This window comes from Eubacterium sp. AF17-7, from assembly GCF_003461285.1.
GTDB classification, from domain to species: Bacteria; Bacillota; Clostridia; order Lachnospirales; family Lachnospiraceae; genus Eubacterium_U; species Eubacterium_U album.
The window spans coordinates 370,717-393,228 of the sequence record NZ_QTWU01000001.1 but is presented as its reverse complement, the minus strand read 5'-3'; the positions used below and the strand labels follow the sequence as shown (position 1 = coordinate 393,228).

Here is a 22,512-nt window from a genome sequence, read left to right as displayed (position 1 = left end):
TTTCTAACTATTTATAATTTCATGAACTCTCTTTATTCGAGAATTAACATTTGTTGTTGTAGACGGAGATTTTATCAATGATTCATTTATAACATCATCCTTTTCTATTTCATCGCTTTTTTCCATGATTTTTTGTGGATTTAAAACAGCATAATGAATACATGCATCAACTAAATATTGCTTATACGAGTTACTTGAAAATCTTATTAATAACTGAATTGTTTGTTCAATTATTTTAAGTATATCCGTTTGAGATAAAATAATATCCTTTGTTTGTAACTTAAATAAAACATCATTTATCATTTCTCGTGGTCTCGAATTGTATCCTAAAACTTTATTTTCATTTTCATCTGTACAAACATAATAAGCTATACTTCTATAAAAACGTCCATAATCTTCATATCTTTTTATATCGTTCTTAGAAAAGACCAACTTATAGTTAGCTGAATCTACATTTTCTCTTACATAATCTTCAATAAATTTTAGTGCTTCTGAATGATACACCGCTTTTCTTATTTCATTTACCTTTAATTTTTCTGCACCTTTATTCAATCTAGAAAATATATCATATTTTGTAAATTCTGGGGAATTTGCAGTTATAACATATATATCCAAAACTGAAGAAAGCATTTCATTTGTTAATGTAGAATGTTGCTCTTGAATAGTTGAAAAATTTTGTCCACCGAACCAATCTTTATAATATTCTAAAGATTTTTCTTCTAAAACGAATTTATTTTGTATAAATGATTTTATAGTTGAAAGTCTCTGTTTTCCGTCAACTACTTCATAACTATTTTCTTCTAATATATTCTCTCCCGGAACTTCTACTACATATATAGGCGGTATAATTATTCCCATAAATAATGATTCTATAAAAGCTGTCTTTTTTGATTTATCCCAAATCACATTTCTTTGATATTCTGGATTCAATAATAACTTATTTCCCTGAATTTTTTGATATATTTCTAGAATTGACCATGTCTGCTTTACAATTTTAGTTGCCTCTAACAATTCTCTCTTTTTTTCATAATTATCTTTTTCAGCCTTTTCATCATTTACAACTTCTTCATTTTCAGCTAATTGTATGTTAACGTTATACTCAACTTCTTCATTTGCATTAATCGAATTATTCATATATTTTACCTCGTCATTGTCTGTTTTTATTATTTTTTTATTATCATACCATAATTTCTTAAAATTAACTAATTGATTATTTAGGACATTTATACTTTTCTTTACTAATAACCACAATTCTCCTATCATCCCCTCTTACATTATCACAAGTAGACAACATCAGCATCTGCTCTCCATACTTAGGCTTGTCCCCCTGTTTCCATAATCTATGCCCTTCTACCTTGTCAACGAACTCATCATACTCTTTCTTATCCCTTGCCATTACAAATTTCCAGTATTCAAACTCATGTATGTTAACACTCATCACTGCAAACACTTCATACTCCCTCTTTTTATCCGTTGTAAAATATATCTTCCTGTGCTTATTAAAAAACGCCTTATCCTTATACTTCTCCAATGCTCCAAACATCTTTCCTCCGTTTATGTTGTGACCATAAATAATCAGGTTATCTGATTTCTTTACATCACAGTATGCACTTAAATATGGTGTCCCATAAAAACTGTAATTCCTGTCAAAATCATGATTTAAATAAAAATCCGGTTTGTCCTTTGTCTGCATCACAGGATAACTTATGGTGGTTCCCGGTATTTGCACATAACCTATGCAGTCCTTGTTTTTCTTTACAAGACCATTTACATCAGACTTCTTTTCTGTCACGCTCTCCTGTATATTCTTAAATTCATTCTCATACTTTCTCTCTGCTCTTTTTTCCTTAAAAAAAGGGACAGCTGCAATCACAGCCATCCCCACTAAAAGAAGTATCAGAGATATTTTAATTATCTTCTTCATCGTCCTTCTCCTGTTTGAAATTGTATTTTGACTTGTCCTTTGCTCTTACGCATGCAAAACATCCAAGTGCAAGTAATAATGAAATAAGTGAAACCACCATTCCTGCAGTTTTTCCATTGATACCTGTCTGTGGTGTGTCAGGTACTACAGGTATTCTTTCATCCGTAACTGTAAGTTTCTGAACCTTTCCCATATCCTTAATTCTTATTTTCTTATCCTTTGCAACTTTGTAATGCTCTGGTGCATCCACTTCCTTAAATGTGTAGTTTTCTCCTGCCTTAAAGATGCCTTCTATGAATTCTGCTTTTTTCCCGGTTGTAAACTCATACACCTTCTTGCCCTTGCTGTCGTATACCTTATACTTTGCACCACCAAGCTGTTTTTTTGTGTCTGATGCAATCTTGTTGAATTCAACTTTGATTGTGTCATCAACCATGTTTACTTTCTGGATATCTCCATTGTCTGCTACTGCAAGCTCAATACTTGTTGCTGTTGCGTATCCGTCTCTTGGTTTTGTTTCTGTTAAAATATAAGCTTTTCCCACGGCATACTTTCCTTCAATCACATGGCTTTGTTCTGATGAAACCCATTCATCCATTACCTTTCCTGTGTCCTTATCAGTTACCTGCATGTGACATCCCGGAAGTTCCTTTCCGTTTGTAATGTCTGTCTTTGAAAATTCAATCTTTGTTGTGTCATCATACATTATCACCTGATTACCAATGTTTTCAGTGAAACTATCTCCATTTTTAACAAGTACCTTTGTCTTTGCATTTTCATCATCACTTTCCACAAGTTTAAAGGTAATGTCATTTGTGGTTACAAAACCGTCTGCCGGCTTTGTTTCTATTAATGTGTACTCCCTGTCATGAAGTAAACCGTATATCTTAACTGCATAACCGTCATCTTTTTCTACATGAACATTATCATATCCCATCTCATCAGTCTTTTCATTTAACTTAACTGATAAAATGTCGCCTGTTATCCAGCTTACGATTTCGTTACCGTTTTCATCACTGATTTTTAAATGACAGTCCTTAATCTCAACTGATGATGCAATCATCCTTTTACTGATTACTGTTTCAGTCTGTTCTTCCTTAACCACTGCCTTTGCTGATACAACTGCAGTTTCCTGACCCTTGTATTCAAGATGTACCTGATGTTTTTCCCTGTTAATGTAATAACTGTCGCTAACACTTTCTTCAAGGAAATAATAATCTCCTGAATTTAAGTTGCCTTCCATCTTTCCATAACCTTCATACATTACAGGTACATCAAATGGGATTTTCGCCTTTCCTTCCTTGTCAGTTGTTACTGTTGCAATCTTTTCACCTGCAGCAACAATCACATTCCCATTCTTGTCATAAATGTTGTCCTTTGAATAAAATCCAAATCTTGCATTTCCAACAGGCTCGTTCGTCTTTGAATCCTGCTTTTCAAGTGTAATGTCTGTCTTTACCATGTCATTGTGTATGTCAATCTTTCCATCCTTTGAGTTTTCAGAAATGTCAAACACATACTCATCAGCCTTGTTATTCCACTTAAAGCTTAAGTTCCAGGATGACTGTTCTGGAAGAACATAACCATACTTTGTCTTTACTTCCTTTAAAGTGTATTCTCCAAGTGGAACATTAAGTGTCATTGTTCCGTCATCGTTTAACACGTAACCACAGATACCATTGCAATCATTTGTAAACTCTGCCTTTTCACCTGTTGTAATTTTTGCAACAACTGAATCCTTTTTAAACAATACTGTTCCCTGATTATCCTGTGACATGATGTCTTCTCTTGCAGTAAGTTCAAACACAACACCATTTAGCAATGTGTCCTTATAGTTAAATGGATTTACAACAGTATCATTTGCCTTATTACTATCGTTACCTGTTGTTTCATCCTCACTACCATTTTTATTTTCCAAACCTGCATTTGCTATGTCATCCGCATTTTTATCTGCAGATTTACCTTCATCATCCTTCTTACATAATTCAGGACCACTTTTATTTATTGTAAATTTTCCGTAAGTCACGTCATTATAGTACTCACACTCTGCATACAGATATTCCTTACCAAGCTTATCCACCATTGTCTTGTATGAATTACTGTTAATCTCAACTATCACAGGTTGTCTGTTTACCCTGTATCCTTCAGGTCCTTCAATTTCATAAACCTTGTATGTGCCGGCTTTTAACTTTTCGTAAGTAATGATTTCTCCTGTTTCATCTGTTACAAATCTGTCCACAACCTCAATTGCATTTCCATTGCTGTATGTCTGTGTAACAAGTGTTTCATTTCCTTCCTTGTCTACCTTGTAAATCTGATATGTTGTGCCTTTCTTTAAGACTGTCTGATGTGTCTTTGAATCCTTCTTCACGATTTTTAAGTATGCTGTAAATTCAGGATTATTTAATAAGTACTGATAAGTCTTACCGTTTTCAGTTACATTCACATAAAAGTCTGGACACTTTTCGGTATTGTCTGCTCCAACAGTCTGATGAACCACATATGTACCATATGGTAACTGTTTTGACTTGGCATAACCGTTTAAGTCTGTTGTTAAAATGTCTCTTTCAGTGGCTTTTGCCTTGGCATAAGAGCCTGCACTTGCAAGGTAAATCTGAAACTGTGCACTCTTTTCAAATGGTACAATGCCTGCAGTTCCGTTACCCATGCCCTTAATTATTGCCACATAACCCTTGATTGGCTTTTCTGAAACCTGCTTTTCAACCGAATTGTATTCTGCAGTGAATTTGGCACCATCGGCAACAATGTCATATACCTTGTCATTCTTAAGATATCCCATTGGTGGTGTGACTTCCTTTAGGTAATACGTCTTTCCACATCTCATGTAGTCTGTTTCAAACTGGTAGTTCTTGTCTGTTTTATATGACTTAATTAACTTTGTGCATGCTGCATCTGAATATACTCCATACACTGCTCCTTCAAGTGTTGCATCACCGTGAGCAGTCTTGCCTGTTTCTTCATCAATCTTTACGGCAGTTAATTTCACTTTCTTATACTTGTCCTTAAGAACAGGCTTGTATGCAAGCTTGTAATTGCTGTATGATTCTTCTGCTGTTTCAGGCCACTTGCCGTCACTGTTTCTTGTCCAAGAATCAGACTTAGTCAGTGTCACTGTCACTTTATTATTAGTTGCATCTGTTATCTTATTATTTCCCTTATCTACCACAAAAGAAGTTAATATATTGTCATTTCCTGAATTTACTTCCTTAATAACATACTTGTTACTGATATCATCCATCTGGTCATCAAGATCTGCTTCTTTTAATTTTTCGGCACCAGTTTTAGATAAATCAGATGCATAATTATATCCTTTATCATCTAATAGGTCTTTCATTTGCTTTTTGTCAGATGAACTCATCTTTGATAATTCATCATCAGAAACATAATAATATTTTTTTGAATTCAAGATATATGTAAATCTAAATACAATTTTTCCATTTGAATCTGTCATTACATCCTGACTAAACTTTGTTGCATCCTCATCCGCATCTTCTTTCACTGAATCTCCCCAACCATTATACTGATATGAATATAATTCCTTTATGTTTTTAGCTGTAAATCTAAAAGTAACTTTTGGAAGAGTAGTTCCATCTTCATCAACTTTTTCAAGTGTTATTCTTTGTCTGTAATATCTTTTTCCACTTGTAGCTAAATATTTATATTCTTCATTAGTTGATTTTATTTGCAACAGTTTTTGAACTTCACTGTCATCCGTGGAGCCTGAATATTTCCAGATATAAATATCGCATTCCACTTTTTTCCCTACTTCAAAAATGTCCGAATATAACGTATCATCTTTATAATATCCTGTATTCTTTTTAACCTGATTAATTACACTTTTTAAATTACTTTCACTTGTGTATCCCTCTTCAACACTCCAGATAAGACACTGTGCATAAACCCAGGCCTTATTACTACCTTTTTTCACTTGATCATACCAATATCCAATCTTGGCTTCTAACTTATTCTTTGTGTTGGCATCATCACTACTAATTGTTTTTGATTCAGATTTGTAAGTGTATCCTGTATGACATGCTTTTCCCAAATCCATACAAAAAACCGGTTTTGAATCTACCTGCGTTTGAAGCCATGTTCCGCTCTCACTCTTTGAACCTATATTCACTGTTCCTAATTTTCCCAGTGATTCCAAGCTGGCAACTCCACTTGCAGCACTTACTGGAAACATTGGACAAACATTTGTTGTAATCATTACTGCAGCCAACAATCCTGCTACCATTTTTTTTATCTTCTTAAACATCTTATACCTCTTTCCTTTCTTGAAAAAGGCAAAAAAATGCCTTATCAAATCACTAATGATTTAATAAGGCGTTATCTGTCATTTATTCATTTTTTACATTTTTCTTCTAGAAGTTTATCTATGTCTGCATCTGCAAACAATGCAACCCAATAATAACCTCCACTTGCTCTATAGCATGCTATCGCTCCCTTAACGTGACTCTTTGATATTAGATTTTTGTAATGAGCACTGCTTCTTTTCCATTGCTTCATCGCTTCCTTGTATGAGAAAGCTCCTTCAAGAATGTTTTCACTAGAAACATAATTTATGCCATATTCGGAATCTCCTTCCTCAATCCAAATAAACTCATCATCAATCTTATATTTTTTTGAGAAAACCTTCATTGCTGTTTCATACCATCCGTCATGGCTGTAGTTCTTGCTGATTTGCTTTGCTCTCTCCAAACAAACATTATATACATTCTCTGACCATTCAATTCTCTCTGCTCCTGCAGATTTTCTGTACTTGTTTTGAAGTTCAAATGCATTTTCAGATGCTATTCTGTCTGTGAAGGGCTTTTTGATTTTGCCCCATTTTGTTCTTGAATAAAGAGCTTTTTTGATTTTAATACTTTTCACTTTTGAAAACTGTCCATATACATTGTTTCCATCAATTTTTTTATATGCTCTTATCTTTATTTTAACTTTTTCACCTTGAAAGCAATTAGTTAATGTAAAGTAATTTTTCTTTGTTGTTTTTATTTTCTTCCAGTTTTTTGTTGCCGGATAGTAAACATAAACATTATAACCTTCAACTTTCTTTTGTTTTTTCCAGCTTATCTTGTAACCTACTATGTACTTTAACTTAGTTGTTGCAAGACTTGCATCCTTAATAGTCTTGAAAGTTTTAGTAACTTCTCTTGTCTTTACATTAGTCACCTTGAATATTTCTGCAGCCTCAATACTACTTGAACATATCACATTGGCGATAATCAACATTACTATAATCGCATATTTAATTTTCTTAATCATTGTTCCAACCCTTCTGTCGAATTGTATTTTAACCATTTATAACAAATATCCATCATTCTTGGTCTTGTGGTAATTCCACCAAGAATTGATAAATACATTTTATCATAGTAATCTTCGATTTCAAATTCTAATGTGGTTGAATTTCGACACTTTCAACCATACTCTGTATTTTAAACATCGGGACCCGGTGTCCCACTTTCTAATTTGCAAGTTCCGGCATGTCATGTTGCACTCTTGCCTTATAGTAACTATCAATTGTTGTTGGTGCGTTATAAAGTGCTGCCAACAGGTATTTCTTAATGTTCTTTATGTTTGTTGTGTTATGATTCATACACTCTAACACATACTCAATATGACTGATGTCCAATTTTGAGAATCTGGACTTTACAGCCTCTTTTGGAAATTTTGTACTTGAAATAATAATATAATCATTTTCACTGATAATGGTTTCAACAATAAGATTAACCATTCCATCTATCATTGACTTTTCAAGATAATGTCTGCTAATCAAAACATCATAGTCTATGTTATCCTTTACCATTTTTGTATATTTTTCAAAAAGTGATTCTTCTTCTCTTCCCATCCTATCAACTGCATTTTTCACTATGGGATTAGATAAGATATTATTACTCTCTTTAGTATTATTTATATTAATATTATTACTATTAGTCTTACTAATAAGCGGACCCCTTTTGGTTACTTCTTGAAGTTCACTTTTTGCACCTCTTAAAGTTTCCTTCTGTACACCTTTAGAAGTTTCCATATCTCCACTTCTTGAAGTGTAAGTTCTTACACCTCTGGAAGTTTCTCTCTGTATACCTCTTGAAGTTTCCATATTTTCATTCAAATTGTCATCTTCTGCTACATCATCAAAATCTGTGTCATCAGGCTCCGAATGATCCTGAAACACAACAAAATTCTTTACATATAAGAGGCTTGGAAGTCCCAAACCTCTTCTTTTCTTTTCAACCAATCCAAAATTTTCAAGTTCATTTAAATATCTTACAGCTGTCTTTTTACTAAAGTTAAAGTCCTCCATTATTTCTGCAATTTGATAAATTATGTACACTCTGTTTTCTGAATCGAACCATCTGTTCTTCATTGACAGGTTCATTCGGTCAAGCAAAACTCCGTAAAGAAGTTTTGCATTGACTGACAAATCCGCAAACATTGGGTCCACAATCATTGCTTTGGGAATTCTTATGAAATTAAACTGCTCTGCCTGAGCTCCATAATAATAATCAAATGTCATAACCATCACTCTTCCATTTCTCCAATAACTGGTAAATTATGTTCTCCATTTCTGCCTTTGTATAATTTTCAGGAAAATATTTATTAAGCTTACTTCCTGAAATTGTAACCTTTGTACTTTCCCTGCTTTTTTCTTCTGTCTGCTCTATTACCTCTGTTGTCTTTTCCTTATTTTTAATTGATTTAATCTGTTCTATGCTAACCTTGTACCCTAGATTATAATAATCCAATATTTCCTGCTGTTCTTTTTCAGACAGCTCTGCGATTTCAACAGCAAGCTTTATGGCAATCTTTTTTTCATCTACCATTTCAAGCAACTCCGGTAACAGATTAGTAAGCTTTATGTATCGTGATACCTGTCTTCCTGACAAGCCATTTGCCTCTCCTACAACTTCCCTGCTCTCTGCTCCTTTTATTCCTTTATGGTGAATCGCTTCAAGTTTCATTTGAAATGCATAGGCTTTTTCACTTGGAAGTATTTCTTCTCTTTGAATATTCGAATCAACCATTACAATTGTTGCATCGTCATCACTTAATTCTCTTATAATAACCGGCACCTTTTCAAGTCCTGCAAGCCTTGCTGCATGTGTTCTTCTATGCCCCGATATTATCTCGTATTCTTCGCCATTTGTTTTCCTAACCAATATGGGAAGAAGTACGCCTCTTTCCCTTATTGACTCTGTTAATTCTTCCATTTTTTCATCATCCGACACCTTAAATGGATGATTACTAAAATCATTTAATTTAGCTATGTCTATTTCTTTTAATCCATCTGTTGTTTCCACTTTCAATAATTCATCATAACTTGTTAATTTTATCTTTTCTCTTACTTTACTCATGTACAAGCACCTCCTCTGTTAATTCTTCATAACTTCTTGCCACTTTTCCCTTTGGATCATGAATATATATACTCTTTCCCTCAGCACTTGTTTCTGCAGCTCTAACTGACATTGGTATTCTGCTGTCAAATATTCCAATTGTTTCTCCATAGGTGCTCTCTAATGCCTCTAATATGTCCTTTGTATAGTTAGAACGCATATCAACCATTGTCATAACCATACCTTCTATTTTTAGCTCGGGATTTATCTGTCTTCTTACTCTGCTTATCGTCTTTATTAACTGCTGTAATCCTTTTACTGGTAAATACGATGCCTGAACAGGAATTAACACTGAATTGGCACATACAAGCGCATTAATGGTTATCATTCCAAGGCTTGGCATACAGTCAATAAGAATATAGTCATAGTTTTCTTTTATATTAGAAATAAATCTTTTCATTACTAATTCTCTGCTCATTACATTAACCATGGAAACCTCTAATCCTGCCAACTCTATGTTTGCCGGGATAAAATCAATGTTTTCTTCATGTTTTAAAATTATTTTTGCATAATCGATTTCTTCCTCATTTACAACATCCATTAACACATTTGCTAATGAATACTCAATCTTGTCTGGTTCATCAATTCCAAGACTTACTGTCATACTTCCCTGTGGGTCTGCATCTATTAACAGAACTCTCTTTCCCTTTCTTGCTAATCCAATACCTAAATTAACTGTTGTAGTAGTTTTTCCTACTCCACCCTTCTGGTTTGCTATTGCAATTACCTTACACATTTCTTTCTTCCTCCTTATATATTTTTTATATCTCCTACAAAATCACAAATGTTGAAAATGTAAATAAAAAAAGACACCTTCTAAAAATTTCTTTTTAGAAAGTGTCCAAATTTTTTATTTAATTATTAAGTTAACGTACTATGACATATTATCGCGTAAAATTTCTACGTCCTTTTATACGTCCTTTTGCTTTAATTAGTGAATTTGTAATTACTAATAACTTGCTACAATGCCCATAAATAAAGGGATTCTACAGTTTTTAAAAATAAATTATTTATCCAACTGCTTCATTGTCGGGAATTTTTTTGATTGCTAAGCTAACTCTTGTATATCCTTGCAAACCCTTGGAAAATAGGCTTTCCCGGATTCTATATACTTGGTCACTCTTGGACGTTTTTTTGACTTTTGTGCGTCCAAAAGATGTCATTCGCCTTAAAATACGTCTTTTTATTTTAAGACATATACTGCCGTGTCAAACACTACAATACTAGATGAGTATAGCATATTTATCTCAGTATGAATAGGTATATTTTTCAATCTTCAAAGAGTTCAATCATAGGACTCTTTTCTAAAAAATATCCATATTTTTTGATAATTTCTCAATTACTGATTTGGTAACATCTGGGTTTGCTTCTGCATATATGTTCATGGTAGTTGATACATCAGCATGTCCCATTACCTCTTGAATTACTTTGATGTTGGTTTCATTCTCGCAAAATCTTGATGCAAACGTATGTCTAAAGATATGGCAGGAGAATCTTGGAATCATAACAGGTTCTCTCTTCTCCTTTTTAGCAGTTACCTCTTCTTCTGAATTATGTGTATCCACAATTCTCTTGATTGCCCGGTTTACTGCTGCTGGGTTATGTGGCATCCCAAATCGGTTTGTAAATACAAAATTGGTCATCCCATCCACATTCTCAACACAAAAGCCTTCCTGCTTCTGTCTCTCATATTCTTCCTGAAGCACATCATATACCTGCTGCATCATAGGTATTCTACGATTACCAGCTTCCGTCTTTGGCAAAGATACTCTAAACTCACATTTATATGAATCATCCGCTCTCTGGTAATAGGTTAAGCTATGATTGATATCAATGATTCGATTCTCCAAATCAATATCATCCCAGCGTATTCCGATTGCTTCTCCTATTCTGCATCCAGTTCCTAACAAAAATACAAAAAATGGATACCAGTGATAAAAGAACGGATTCTTTGCTACATACTCCATGAATTTTCTCTGCTGATCCACAGTCAACGCTCGCCTTGTTTTTCTGACACCACCATTACGCTTTTTTACTTCACAGTATGCTCCGTCTACCGGATTCTTCCTTATGATATCATCTCTGACAGCAAGCTGAAATGTAGGTCTTAATACTGTGTTAATTGTCTCAAGCGTATTAATCTGTAATCTCTGATTATTAATCAAGTCTGTATAAAAGAACAACACGTCTGAGTATTTCACATCTCTTACTTTCTTCTTGCCAAATGTATCACGAATAAAATGATTCCATGTATACAAATAATTACTGTAAGTAGTGCTGCGCAATTCTGTTTTAGTTGATATGTACCTGTCAAACAAAAAGTTTATATCAGCCTTTCCTGCGACATAGATATCAAGTCCATCCAACTGGTCTTTTTGTAACTGTTCTTCTCTTTCTCGAAGTTTTACCAAAGACTTTGCATAAATGGTTCTTTTCTTGCCTAATGGATCAATATATACATATGAGTATCTTCCGTCGCCTTTTCTGTAACCCTCACCCTTTCTTAATACTCTGCCTTTACCATCTTTTCTACAAGCCATTATTCTCTCCTTTCCGGAGAAAAGAGCCTGTTCTACTGATTAGCCTGCTGCTTCATTTGTAATTCAACACCCATTCTAATCAATTGCGAAATGGATAGATTATGAGTCTCAGCATACTCAACCATTATCTGGTATTCCTCTTCTTTGAATTTAACAGTCACCTTATGATCAAAAGGTTTCTCTGCTTTTGGTCTTCCAGTTCTAGCCATCTGTATGCCTCCTTCATATCTTAATCATATTATACTTTTGGTCTGACCGAAAGTCAATACATTTTTTCTCTTTTGGCTCATTTTTCTCCATACTTGTTTGTATTTCTTCTATACTAATGCGTCATTTCTCATAATTACTTATAAAACTCGTCATCTACAATGTGGAAAGTTTCAAGATATTCGTCAATAATATCCAGATTAACCAACACCAGCTGATTCACTTTATAACATGCCTTTGCATCCTTCGCTAACTGCATAAATTTTGACACGCTCATTGAATACATCTCTGCCCCTTCCGAATATCTGACAAATCTTTTATTATTAGTCTTTTTAGTTCTGCTGTCCATTTGCTAACTCCTCCATTACCATTTTGCGGGCTACAGGTAACAGATCAAACTGTCGTATCAATGCTCTGTCTATTTCTTCTCTCACGCCTGAATCCTCAATGACAGTTCCACTTTTTGCTCTAATGCAGCCTTTTGAAATTGTCTGTGCATCTTCAGGCATAAAATCAGAGATCTTACTTAATCCAAATCCACTCACATCCTTCGGATTTAAAATCACATGTACCGGAATATCCTTTAACTTACTGCTCAAAGGGACTACTGACACCTGCGGTGCACCATCATGATTGCTTGCATCACATGAAATAATTATTCCTGGTCTGATTCCGCCCTGAATGCCATGTGGGTTTTTCCCAAAATCCGCATACACGACATCAAATTTATTATATTTACCATACTTTCTTTTTTCTGTTCGTCTGCTCATATCTATGCTCCCTTCTTGATGTGCATATCCAATCTGCCCTCATCTACAGTCACCACAATGCCGCCTGCTTCAATAACCAGTCCTACCTTAAAATAAGCATCGGCAACACTGCTGGATATAGCTGCCATATTCGCAACAACTACTCCTCTGATTTGCTTTTTGCGGATCATATTCACAATCTGATTCCACTGGCGATCAACATCTCTCTGCGAAAAGCCATTGCGTCTCATCTTTCCTACGATTGAATATTCTTTTCTCTTTACAAATTCATGTATATATTTGCTCTGCTTATCTTCAAGCATATTTACTTTTTCCAATGGAGCCTGCACTGAAAGATATTCTATGCAATCCATCTTTTTAATCTTTCTTCTCATTCTCTGCCTCCTATGCTGACTTCAAAGCCTGCTCTATCATAAAATCAAATGTCTTTTTCAAATAATCCTGCTTATCTGCAGGTAACCGCTTTAGTCTCGAATCTAATGAATCCGGTGTACATTCTATTGCAAGTAAGCTATTTGCGTCTGTTTCATAAACTTCCATAAGCATATACAAATTTTTCATGCTCAGGTTTCTTCCTCCTTGCTCCACCTGTCCAAGTGTCGAAACACTTATTCCAGTTTTAGCAGCAACCTCTTCAATGAGAAGTCCTTTGTCCTTACGGATATCACGAATCACCGGACCAATTTTATATCCTTCATATTTCATCGTCGTACCCTCCAATGTCCTGTGCCATTTCTCTAATCATCTCTACCGCCACATCTTCTGTCTCGTACTGACCAAGCCACTTCCCACTTGAATCATGTACTACTGTTCCGAATGCAGTCTGTGTAAATCTGCAATCCTTCACAGCCGGGACTTGTTTGTCCCGACCGGAATGATTTTCTGTTGTCGCTCTACCAAAGGACTCCGTTAGCATCCAAAATCCTCTGCATGAGATACAATAATTGGCACCGGACCGACTTCAAGAGAATAGAGCCATATGCCCATATCTGTGATGGTCTTAACAAATTCTTCCAGATCATAAATGTCATCTGTGATCTCATTCAGGCTTCTGACTACTACAACCTCAAAGTCTTCCTCTTTAAGTGTTGCAAAGAAAGCATTCAGACCTTCTCTGTCATAGTCCCTTGTCATTGAACGATCACAATACGCATCATTGATTATTACTCCATTAGGCATTGCCTGATCACACATATTCTCGACCATCTGGACTACATTAAGTTCTGCTCTGCGTGACTTTACAAATGCAATACCCTTTGCAAGCTCCTGATTATCTGTACCTTCGTTTCCTACTACGTTAAAATCTCTTTTATTCATTTTGTTATCTCCTTTACGATTTCGTATTGGAGAGTTTTGGCGCCTCCACTCTCGTGGTGTGCTGTATCTCAAGCACATGTTCATTCTAGTCTCTTACCGCTTTATTGCCGACCGTGTACAGGCGACAATTATGTCGTGTAAACACGACAATCACTTTCCAACTGACACGCTTTTCATCGCTTTCATCATTGCAAGGCACTGTCTTATCTGCAATTCATCCATATCTGAAAGAACATCCATTGCCTCAGATAATAGTTCTGAATTTTCTTCATTCTTTCCATACATTATGAAATCAACAGATACACCAAGTACGATTGCCAGATTATCTAATGTCTGTGTCTTAAAATCTCCACCATTTTCAATCGCAGATATTGCTTGTCTGCCTATACCTACTCTATGAGCTAACTCATCCTGTGATAATCCTATCGCCTTTCTACTGTCAGCAATTCGTAATCCTCTCTCATAATCCTTTTCTCTTGTCTGTGCTTTACTGCTCATAAATCCTCCTTGCCGCCCTTGGAAACGAACAAGTCGGATTACCTTTACAGCACTAAAAAAGACGCACGAGGAAACCAGTATCATAAATACTGTTCGTTTCCCCTGCGTCTCTGGTGCTTCCATCTTTCGATGTGCCCTTATCAGGTGGGCTGTAATTTAATTGTCAATCATTATATTCTGAAAGTCCCATTCTCAGAATGTTCCTTCATCATTCCCTCGGAATACTTCTTGAGTATCATCACTCGCTTACATCTGTCACACTTAATTCCAATATTCTGAAGTGCTACAGCGGAATCATCACCGCATACAAAGTATTCCATCATTAACTTGTTGCATTTTTTACATCTAATTTCTATAACATTTCCTTTGTTCAATTCAGTTCGCTCCTTATTCATACAAAATCATCAATCTACAATTCTGTACTCGTAAAGGAAAGGGAAATCACCTTTGCAAGCCTTTTGCCGGGAGTTCCGATGAATGTCTGCACATTCCCCGGCTTTGCTGATCTAAAGCCAACTGATATGAATTGTGCTGTCAGCACACAATCACATCAGGCTCCGGCTCTTTCCATAAACCACATATTGTTATCTTCATAGAAAAGGAATATTTCCTTTCCATCTACCACACAGGTATAACGCTCTCCAACGCCGCCAGCCCTTGTACTGGCAGCTCTGCGCTTGTCTTTTACTCGTGTAATCTCATACTTTCTGCCATCTTCCCACGTTATCTCTTTGGGAATGAGCAGTCCGTCCTTTGAAAACTCTGCAAGTACATCAACATATACCTTATTGCTCAATGTAATCACCTTCCTTACAAGATTGCTATTGCTCTGGAAGCATCCATCTTCCTTGCCATATAGCCTTTTTCTTCTAATATTTTCAGATGTGCATAAACACTTGAAGTCGATGCCACCCCTACCATCTTGCATATCTCCCTGATAGTAGGAGCATAACCATTCACACGCTGATATTGCATAATGCTCTCATACACATTCTGCTGCTTCTCCGTCAATGGTGCTCTGTCTACCAGATCAATTCTTGCTGCTTCGCTCATGTTCCGCCTCCCTCTTCTTTACTCTATTGGTACTTCTCGTTGCTAACCTGAAAAGTATCCATGTGGATGTACTGTGTGTTCTTCTTTTGCATTGACTGCCGACAGAATCCTGTCCCGGTACATGAGTCCCCTCTGGATACTGTAAAATCCAAATCTTCTGCGTATCTCATCCACCGCTGAATCCATCTTCATCTGCTTTTCACGCTTCTCCACACTTGAGAACAAATCAATCTGTTCCCAATAATTATCTGTTACTAAGTCTGCACCTCGGACACCAACACTGCGGATTGGTTTGCTCCAGTTATAGTTTTCCTTAAATATCTGATAAGCATATGCAGCTATCTCTCCGGTGATATTAGTTACATGGTCAATCTTTTTCTGACGGGTAAAAGAGAATAACTCATTATCCCTGACACTTATCTCAACCACTCTGCACCTGAATCCATTCTCACGTAGTCTTGCTGCAACACTCTCAGCCAGAATATAAAGAACAATCTTTACATCCTCATCGCATACTAAATCCTTTGGTGTCGTTGTGCTGTTTCCCACCGATTTGATTGGAGCGTGGGTATTCTCCAGCTTGACAGGTGAATCATCATAGCCATTAGCAAACGACCATAAGATACTGCCCATCTTTCCAAGGTGACTGTTAAGCACATCTTCATCTGCTCTTGCAAGATCACCTATAGTTTTGATACCAAATAATGCAAGCTTTCTGTTCGTACTTTTGCCAACGTATAGAAGATCTGCCACCGGAAGTGACCATGCCTTCTGCTTAAACTCACTCTTATACATAGTTGTAATTGCATCAGGCTTCTTATAATCAGAACCAAGCTTTGCAAATATCTTATTGAAAGAAACACCAACACTTACTGTGATGCCAAGCTCTGACTTCATTCTCCTGCTGATTTCCTGTGCAATGAGCAATCCATCTCCTTTAAGGGAACTGCTCCCTGTCACATCAAGCCAGCACTCATCAATTCCATATGGCTCCTGTCTGTCCGTATATTCTGCATATATCTCATGTGCCATTCTTGAGAACCGAAGATATAAGTCCATTCTTGGTGAAACAAATGTTATGTCAGGGCAGACCTGCTTTGCCTGCCAGAGTGCCATTCCTGTTTTCACACCGTACTTCTTAGCAATATAGTCGGCTGTTAAGACAATCCCATGTCTTGCCTCCGGGTCACCGCCTACTGCCAGTGGCTTTCCTGCAAGCTCCGGATGATGCAGATGCTCAATCGAGGCATAACAACAGTTGATATCTGAATGAAGTATTACCCTGTCTCCCATCTTCATCACCTCCTGCATTTAATCTGTCACTACCATAACCTTTAGTCCAAGTATATGAGTAATGTTTCTTACAGGGCATAGTATAACCCCAAGAATAATCGACTGTCAACAGACACATGTGTCCTTTTTCTCATTATATTGGATTTTTAACTTGAATAATTGGCACTATTGCTATATACTATGGAGTGAAAAGAGACATTTGAAATCAACAAAATGAAAGAAAAGAGGCATATGTATGTACTCAATCGGAGAAATCATTTCAACATATAGAAAAAAGAAAGGCTTGCTCCAGCAGGATCTCGCTGATGAACTGGCAAAGGAAGGCATTACCATTTCCTATAAAGCCATATCCAACTGGGAGAGAAATCTTGCTGAACCAAGCGTTACCATATTTTACAAAGTGTGTAGAATCCTTGGTATTACTAACATGTATGAGGCATATTTTGGAGTAAATCCTGCCGATCCTTTCTCATCACTAACTGATGAAGGCAGGGAAAAAGCTATGGATTATATCAATCTGCTCCACGCATCCGGAATGTATGAAAAGCAGACTGCTAAGATAATTCCATTCCGTAGCATTGATATTTTTGAAAATGCTGTATCAGCCGGAACCGGTAACTTCCTTGTAGATGGACCGAAAGAGACTGTACGCATAGATGAATCTATCCTGCCGGAAGATACTACTTTCGGTGTCCGTATCAGTGGCGACAGTATGGAGCCTGAGTTTTCTGATGGTCAGATTGCATGGGTATTACAACAGGAATCTGTTGCTAATGGAGAAATCGGCATCTTCGCTCTAAACGGAGAAGCCTACATCAAGAAATTGCAAAACGATAAAGACGGAATCTTCCTTATCTCGCTTAATGAAAAGTATGCACCTATCCCCGTCGGAGAAGATGATCGTTTAGATATATTTGGTAAGGTTCTCGGAAAATGTAATCCTGCTGATATTGCTAAGAGTTACAAATAAGACCAGTGCCAATTAATGCAAGTCCTTTTTATTGGACACATGTTCTTGCATAATTAACACTAAGAAATCAGAATCTGAAAGAAGGAATTTTTATGGCGGTTGTCAACAATATCAAAGAAATCCGTGAGCAGCGTGGCATCTACCAGGATGAACTTGCTGAAGCTACCGGATACTGTACCAAAACCATCGGTCGAATAGAACGTGGGGAAAGCACCCCATCCGCAGAGTTTATGCTGCGGATTTCAAAATACTTTAATATGATGGTGGAAGATGTCTTCCATGTAGAAGATTGAGCTGGGCACATGATACCCAGCTCTATTACTATCTACTTTCAACATAAATTTTAAAAAGCGACGATTTTCGCAATCGTCGTCAGACTGTTCCTGTTGGGCGGTCTGACTTTTTTAACGATAGTGCAAACATCGTCAGAATTTGTCTGCGGTCAGGTTGTATCATAGCGGCTCCCTCCAGTAAGCCGCCGTATCCGCCAGCGTCAGCACGTCATTCCCTTTGAGGGCAAAAGAAACGGCGCCCTGATCTTTCAAAACCGCCGATAGAGCATCACATTTCTAAAATGAGCGCACGAAATTATCTGCCCCAGTCAACGGTTTTTTTCTTTCCCCGGACGGGGCAGATAACTTATTATGCAGAGCAGAGCGGAGCCGATGTGCGCTAATCGGTTCCTTGTACTTTCTCCTTCAGCTTTCGGAAAGATGTATCACTGATGGCGTGTTCAATCCGGCAGGCGTCTTGTTCCGCTGTTTCCTGATCGACGCCAGCAGCGATAAACTGCTCCATAAAAAACAAATGGCGTTCATAGATTTTCTCGGCAATCTCCCGACCTATGACGGTCAGATGAAGGAACCCATCATCATCCACGGTCAGAAAACCTCCATTTTTCAAAACGCCTACCGCATGGCTGATACTCGGTTTGCTAAAGCCCATGTACCGGGCAAGGTCAATGGAGCGGACCATGCCTTGCTTCTTTTGGAGTATCAGCACAGCCTCCAGATAATCCTCCCCGGACGCATGAATCTTCATCGTAGCCTCCTTTTAGGCGGAAAGCTGCTGTTCTGCGTTCCACATGGCAGCGTACTTTCCATCCTTTGCTAACAATTCTTCGTGTGTACCAGCTTCGGTGATCCGACCATCGGAAACCACCAGAATCTGATCGGCATTTTTTACGATGGATAGGGTATGTGCGATCATCACCACGGTTTTTTTCTCTTTCAGTAGGTTCGCAATCGCCTGCTTTACCGCCAATTCATTCTCAATGTCTAGGGAGGCCGTCGCCTCGTCAAGCAGCAGGATCGGGCTGTTTTTCAAAATGGCACGTGCTATGGAAAGGCGCTGGCGTTCGCCGCCGGACAGGAGATTTCCATTTTCCCCAATCGGCGTATCATAACCCCTCTCCATCTTGCGGATAAAGCCGTCACAGTTTGCCTCTCGGCAGGCCACTTCAATTTCTGCGTCCGTAGCATCCGGACGGGCATGGCGGATATTCTCCCGCACTGTATCATCAAACAGGAACACATCCTGGTCCACCATAGAAATCTGGTCTAATACCCGTTCCGCAGCTATATGATTGATCGGTCTGCCTCCTATGGAAATCGTGCCGCCAGATACTTCATAGTATTTTGCAATCAGGTTCAGGATGGTAGACTTGCCGGAGCCGGAATCCCCCACAATGGCGGTCAGCTTCTGATCCGGCACAGTAAAGGAAGCCTGTTTTAACACCGGTTCCCCAGGAACATAAGAAAAGTTCACATGGTCAAATACAATCTCATGGGAGGCTGCCTGTAGCGGCTCCATGCTGCCGGTTTCTTCCGGTTCCTTCATCACAGCCATGATTTTATTTTTCGAGATCATCAGATTCTTATAGCTGGTGAGGTCTACAAAAATGGAATTTGCCAGCTTCGCACAGAACAAAGGCAGCATACAAATCAAAAGATAGGACACGGTATCTAAAGTTCCGGCTGCCCAGGGGCCATAGGCCGTCCAGATCACAACCGGGCAGGACAGCCAGCTCAAAATACCAAATCCCGCACCTATCGGGAGAACCTTGGCTTCATACACAAAGCTGATCCTGCTAAACTCCTGCATGGCATGGATCACGGTTTTGTTTTTCAGACCGCCAACGCCATAGGCCCGGAAAGTCTGGATACCGGATACATACTCCACAATGCTGCTGACATTCTCTGCACAAATATCGTTCTTCTCTTTGCCATACTTCGCTACCTGCCGGAAAGAAAGCCACAATCCGGGGATCAAAAGCAGGTCGGCAATCAGGAGGATCAGCCCGGCTGGAAAGTAGATCGTCATCACAAAAACAATCAACATCAGCGACAGGGCAAAGCTCTTTGCAATGTCCCCGATCTTATGGGTCAGAATTTTTTCATAGTTATTTACATCACTGGTAATGGTGTTGATATAATCGCCTGTCTGCCCTTGTGTAAACCGGGAAAGCGGGATACGCTTGAGATGGTCGCCCATAAACAAGCGGATATTTTTACTGACTTTTGCGCCGCCGATCTGTGCTTTGGTATAGCCATAGCTGTATATCAAAATACGGAGCAGAAAGATAAATGCAATAACACCTGTCAGGACCAGTACACGGTTCATATCAAACTGACCGTCCCATAAAAACCGCATGACGGAATAAAGCAGCATAAACAGGCTACCAGAGAACAGTCCCTCCAGGACAGTCCCGGCAACGCCAATATAAAACTCCCGGTTCTTCTTCCATACGTTATTTGGATTCATTCTGCCCGCCTCCTTCCAGTTGATAAGTAATTCCCCTCGCTGTTTCGTAGTCCTCCCATGCTTTCCGATAATAAGCGTTCTCTTTCCGCACTTCCTCATGGGTACCGACGCTGGTGATCGTATGATTCTCTACCACCGCCACACGGTCGCACATTTTCAAGGCGCTCAGCCTGTGCGCTACCACAATGACCGTCCTGCCTTTGCAGAGGTTCTGAATGGCCTTATCAATTTCCATCTGATTTTCCGGGTCAGAGGCGCTTGTCGCTTCGTCCAGAATCAGGATGGGAGCATTTTTCAAGATCGCCCTTGCAATAGCAATCCGCTGTTTTTCTCCACCGGAGAAACGGGAGCCGAAGCTGCCTACCTTTGTGTCATAACCATCCGGCAGCGACATGATGAAGTCATCAATCTGCGCCTCCCTGGCGGCAGCCCGTACTTCCTCCAGGCTGGCGTCTGAACCCATGCGGATATTTTCCAGTACACTGTCACGGGTAAGGAATGTCTTTTGAAATACAATGGCAATATTCTTCAGGATGGTATCGTAGTTCAGTTCATTCACGTTGATCCCGCCGATCAGCACCTCCCCCTCCTGCACATCATAAAACCGGGAGATCAGTTCAATCACGGTACTCTTGCCCGCGCCGGACTGTCCCACAAGTGCCATGCGTTCCCCATCCCTGATCTTGAGGTTGACGCCTTGCAGGACATCCGTTTTCCCATCGTAGGAAAAACGTACATTCTTAAGCTCAATATCATGGTTTTCCGGGAAGTCCATTCCACCTTCATAAACAGGAACGTCCAATATTTCTTTCGTTTTGGTAATGGCGCCCAGGACATTCGCAAAGTTTGTCCCCAATTCCTGTAAAGGCCGGATCTCCGTCAGATACATGGAGCCGACATAGACGAACAGCAAAAATGCACTGGCCGCCAGGGAGCCTTTCAGAAAGAACATCCCGCCCAGGGGAACCATCAGCAGCATCCCACATTCAATCAGAACCACAAAGGTTGCATAAGGAGGCCCCATTCTCCGGGAGGTTTCATTCCACATGGCATTCTCTTCCTGGATTGCACCGGAAAATTTCTGGAACGATTTGCTCCCCATGTTGTACGCTTTAATCAGTTTCATGCCGCTGATATACTCGATCATAACGGAATTGAGCGTTGTAATGGATCGGTTCGCCCGGTCCATCAAACCGTCCGTATTCCGAAACATAACCCCCATTACCACAACGGCCAAAATCAACGGCACCAGGGAAACCAGTGCCAATGGGATATTTACTGTCATCAAATAAATGAAAATTGCTACCGGCCCTACCATATAGCACACAAGGTCTGGAAGGTTATGGGCTAAAAACAACTCCAGCTTTTCAATATCTTCATTCAGAACCGTTTTAATATCCCCGGTCCGCCGCTCATTCAATGTACCAAGGGGGACTTTTGCCAGATGTTCCGCCACCATGCAGCGCACCTTGAACAAAGCACCGTAAGCACCTTTATGGGCCGCCACACCGGAACACCCGAATAAAACAAAGCGCAGGGCCACAGAAACGGAGATCATCATTACCGTCTGTACGACAAGCTCTTTTGTGCAGATATGCTGGAAAGCGGCATCCATCAGGCGATAAATCCCGATATACGGGACAATGATACACAGGCCGCTTGCCATGGCCAGCAGGATTGCCAGCAGCAGCCAGATTTTTTGCTCACCGGCCCATTGAAGCAGCAGTGCAATCCTGTTTTCTTTTTTCTGTTTCATCAC

At 38.6% G+C, this 22,512-nt stretch carries 25 protein-coding genes; 2 read left to right on the top strand and 23 right to left on the bottom strand.

Annotated elements, in window-relative coordinates:
- Positions 1 to 3: 3 nt before the first annotated feature.
- The 20 genes from DWW96_RS01680 to dinB form a co-directional block, all read right to left on the bottom strand.
- Positions 4 to 1,251 (bottom strand): DUF262 domain-containing protein, encoded by a 1,248-nt coding sequence (locus tag DWW96_RS01680; protein ID WP_199522658.1) that lies wholly within the window; start codon positions 1,249 to 1,251, stop codon positions 4 to 6.
- The gene (locus DWW96_RS01675; RefSeq protein WP_117908571.1) at positions 1,211 to 1,924 is read right to left on the bottom strand and encodes a class B sortase; all 714 of its coding nucleotides are present in this window, start codon (positions 1,922 to 1,924) and stop codon (positions 1,211 to 1,213) included. The genes DWW96_RS01680 and DWW96_RS01675 overlap by 41 nt, the downstream gene beginning before the upstream one ends.
- Complete coding sequence (locus tag DWW96_RS01670) at positions 1,908 to 6,203, bottom strand: SpaA isopeptide-forming pilin-related protein (RefSeq protein ID WP_117908569.1); 4,296 nt, start codon at positions 6,201 to 6,203, stop codon at positions 1,908 to 1,910. The genes DWW96_RS01675 and DWW96_RS01670 overlap by 17 nt, the downstream gene beginning before the upstream one ends.
- 86 nt (positions 6,204 to 6,289) lie before the next feature.
- Positions 6,290 to 7,213 carry a CAP domain-containing protein gene (locus DWW96_RS01665; RefSeq protein ID WP_158562621.1) on the bottom strand — a complete coding sequence of 308 codons (924 nt, stop codon included), beginning with the start codon at positions 7,211 to 7,213 and terminating at the stop codon, positions 6,290 to 6,292.
- 199 nt (positions 7,214 to 7,412) lie between these two features.
- A complete protein-coding gene (locus DWW96_RS01660) occupies positions 7,413 to 8,471 on the bottom strand; it encodes a DUF6017 domain-containing protein (RefSeq protein ID WP_117908565.1) in 1,059 nt (352 codons plus the stop codon).
- Positions 8,455 to 9,303 carry a ParB/RepB/Spo0J family partition protein gene (locus DWW96_RS01655; RefSeq protein WP_117908563.1) on the bottom strand — a complete coding sequence of 283 codons (849 nt, stop codon included), beginning with the start codon at positions 9,301 to 9,303 and terminating at the stop codon, positions 8,455 to 8,457. The genes DWW96_RS01660 and DWW96_RS01655 overlap by 17 nt, the downstream gene beginning before the upstream one ends.
- Positions 9,296 to 10,078: an AAA family ATPase gene (locus DWW96_RS01650; protein ID WP_117908561.1), complete on the bottom strand. Its 783-nt coding sequence runs from the start codon at positions 10,076 to 10,078 to the stop codon at positions 9,296 to 9,298. The genes DWW96_RS01655 and DWW96_RS01650 overlap by 8 nt, the downstream gene beginning before the upstream one ends.
- 568 nt (positions 10,079 to 10,646) lie before the next feature.
- Positions 10,647 to 11,882, bottom strand: a complete 1,236-nt coding sequence (locus DWW96_RS01645) for a site-specific integrase (protein ID WP_117908559.1) — start codon at positions 11,880 to 11,882, stop codon at positions 10,647 to 10,649.
- 32 nt (positions 11,883 to 11,914) lie between these two features.
- Positions 11,915 to 12,091, bottom strand: a complete 177-nt coding sequence (locus tag DWW96_RS01640) for a hypothetical protein (protein WP_004853384.1) — start codon at positions 12,089 to 12,091, stop codon at positions 11,915 to 11,917.
- 134 nt (positions 12,092 to 12,225) lie between these two features.
- On the bottom strand, positions 12,226 to 12,438 hold the full coding sequence (locus tag DWW96_RS01635) for a DUF6462 family protein (protein ID WP_004611639.1): 213 nt from the start codon (positions 12,436 to 12,438) through the stop codon (positions 12,226 to 12,228).
- Complete coding sequence (locus DWW96_RS01630) at positions 12,422 to 12,859, bottom strand: type II toxin-antitoxin system PemK/MazF family toxin (protein WP_008395276.1); 438 nt, start codon at positions 12,857 to 12,859, stop codon at positions 12,422 to 12,424. The genes DWW96_RS01635 and DWW96_RS01630 overlap by 17 nt, the downstream gene beginning before the upstream one ends.
- A 2-nt stretch (positions 12,860 to 12,861) precedes the next feature.
- The gene (locus DWW96_RS01625; RefSeq protein WP_117606321.1) at positions 12,862 to 13,233 is read right to left on the bottom strand and encodes a recombinase family protein; all 372 of its coding nucleotides are present in this window, start codon (positions 13,231 to 13,233) and stop codon (positions 12,862 to 12,864) included.
- 10 nt (positions 13,234 to 13,243) lie between these two features.
- Positions 13,244 to 13,564 (bottom strand): helix-turn-helix transcriptional regulator, encoded by a 321-nt coding sequence (locus tag DWW96_RS01620; RefSeq protein WP_117606320.1) that lies wholly within the window; start codon positions 13,562 to 13,564, stop codon positions 13,244 to 13,246.
- On the bottom strand, positions 13,554 to 13,775 hold the full coding sequence (locus DWW96_RS01615) for a terpene synthase (RefSeq protein ID WP_117606319.1): 222 nt from the start codon (positions 13,773 to 13,775) through the stop codon (positions 13,554 to 13,556). Before DWW96_RS01615 ends, DWW96_RS01620 begins: the two co-directional genes overlap by 11 nt.
- On the bottom strand, positions 13,769 to 14,176 hold the full coding sequence (locus tag DWW96_RS01610; protein ID WP_117908557.1) for a recombinase family protein: 408 nt from the start codon (positions 14,174 to 14,176) through the stop codon (positions 13,769 to 13,771). Before DWW96_RS01610 ends, DWW96_RS01615 begins: the two co-directional genes overlap by 7 nt.
- Before the next feature lie 150 nt (positions 14,177 to 14,326).
- Complete coding sequence (locus DWW96_RS01605; protein WP_117582140.1) at positions 14,327 to 14,674, bottom strand: helix-turn-helix transcriptional regulator; 348 nt, start codon at positions 14,672 to 14,674, stop codon at positions 14,327 to 14,329.
- A 170-nt stretch (positions 14,675 to 14,844) separates the two neighbouring features.
- A complete protein-coding gene (locus tag DWW96_RS01600) occupies positions 14,845 to 15,048 on the bottom strand; it encodes a hypothetical protein (RefSeq protein WP_022172035.1) in 204 nt (67 codons plus the stop codon).
- Between the two features lie 176 nt (positions 15,049 to 15,224).
- Positions 15,225 to 15,479, bottom strand: coding sequence for a hypothetical protein (locus DWW96_RS01595; protein ID WP_004611568.1), 255 nt, complete (start codon positions 15,477 to 15,479; stop codon positions 15,225 to 15,227).
- Positions 15,480 to 15,484: 5 nt separating this feature from the next.
- Complete coding sequence (locus DWW96_RS01590) at positions 15,485 to 15,727, bottom strand: LexA repressor (protein WP_117650381.1); 243 nt, start codon at positions 15,725 to 15,727, stop codon at positions 15,485 to 15,487.
- Between the two features lie 42 nt (positions 15,728 to 15,769).
- Positions 15,770 to 17,020 (bottom strand): DNA polymerase IV, encoded by a 1,251-nt coding sequence (gene dinB / locus DWW96_RS01585; RefSeq protein WP_117908555.1) that lies wholly within the window; start codon positions 17,018 to 17,020, stop codon positions 15,770 to 15,772.
- Positions 17,021 to 17,255: 235 nt separating this feature from the next.
- Between dinB and DWW96_RS01580 the strand changes: the two genes are divergently transcribed.
- Together DWW96_RS01580 and DWW96_RS01575 are read left to right on the top strand one after the other, a co-directional pair.
- A complete protein-coding gene (locus tag DWW96_RS01580) occupies positions 17,256 to 17,990 on the top strand; it encodes an XRE family transcriptional regulator (protein WP_117908553.1) in 735 nt (244 codons plus the stop codon).
- Between the two features lie 92 nt (positions 17,991 to 18,082).
- A complete protein-coding gene (locus tag DWW96_RS01575) occupies positions 18,083 to 18,283 on the top strand; it encodes a helix-turn-helix transcriptional regulator (protein ID WP_008395289.1) in 201 nt (66 codons plus the stop codon).
- Between the two features lie 379 nt (positions 18,284 to 18,662).
- Here the strand turns inward: DWW96_RS01575 and DWW96_RS01570 are convergent, their stop codons facing one another.
- From DWW96_RS01570 to DWW96_RS01560, 3 genes are read right to left on the bottom strand one after another with little or no spacing between them, the layout of a single operon-like run.
- Positions 18,663 to 19,031, bottom strand: a complete 369-nt coding sequence (locus tag DWW96_RS01570; protein WP_117908551.1) for a metal-dependent transcriptional regulator — start codon at positions 19,029 to 19,031, stop codon at positions 18,663 to 18,665.
- Between the two features lie 12 nt (positions 19,032 to 19,043).
- A complete protein-coding gene (locus tag DWW96_RS01565) occupies positions 19,044 to 20,753 on the bottom strand; it encodes an ABC transporter ATP-binding protein (protein WP_117908549.1) in 1,710 nt (569 codons plus the stop codon).
- The gene (locus DWW96_RS01560) at positions 20,740 to 22,509 is read right to left on the bottom strand and encodes an ABC transporter ATP-binding protein (protein WP_117485014.1); all 1,770 of its coding nucleotides are present in this window, start codon (positions 22,507 to 22,509) and stop codon (positions 20,740 to 20,742) included. The genes DWW96_RS01565 and DWW96_RS01560 overlap by 14 nt, the downstream gene beginning before the upstream one ends.
- Positions 22,510 to 22,512: the final 3 nt, after the last annotated feature.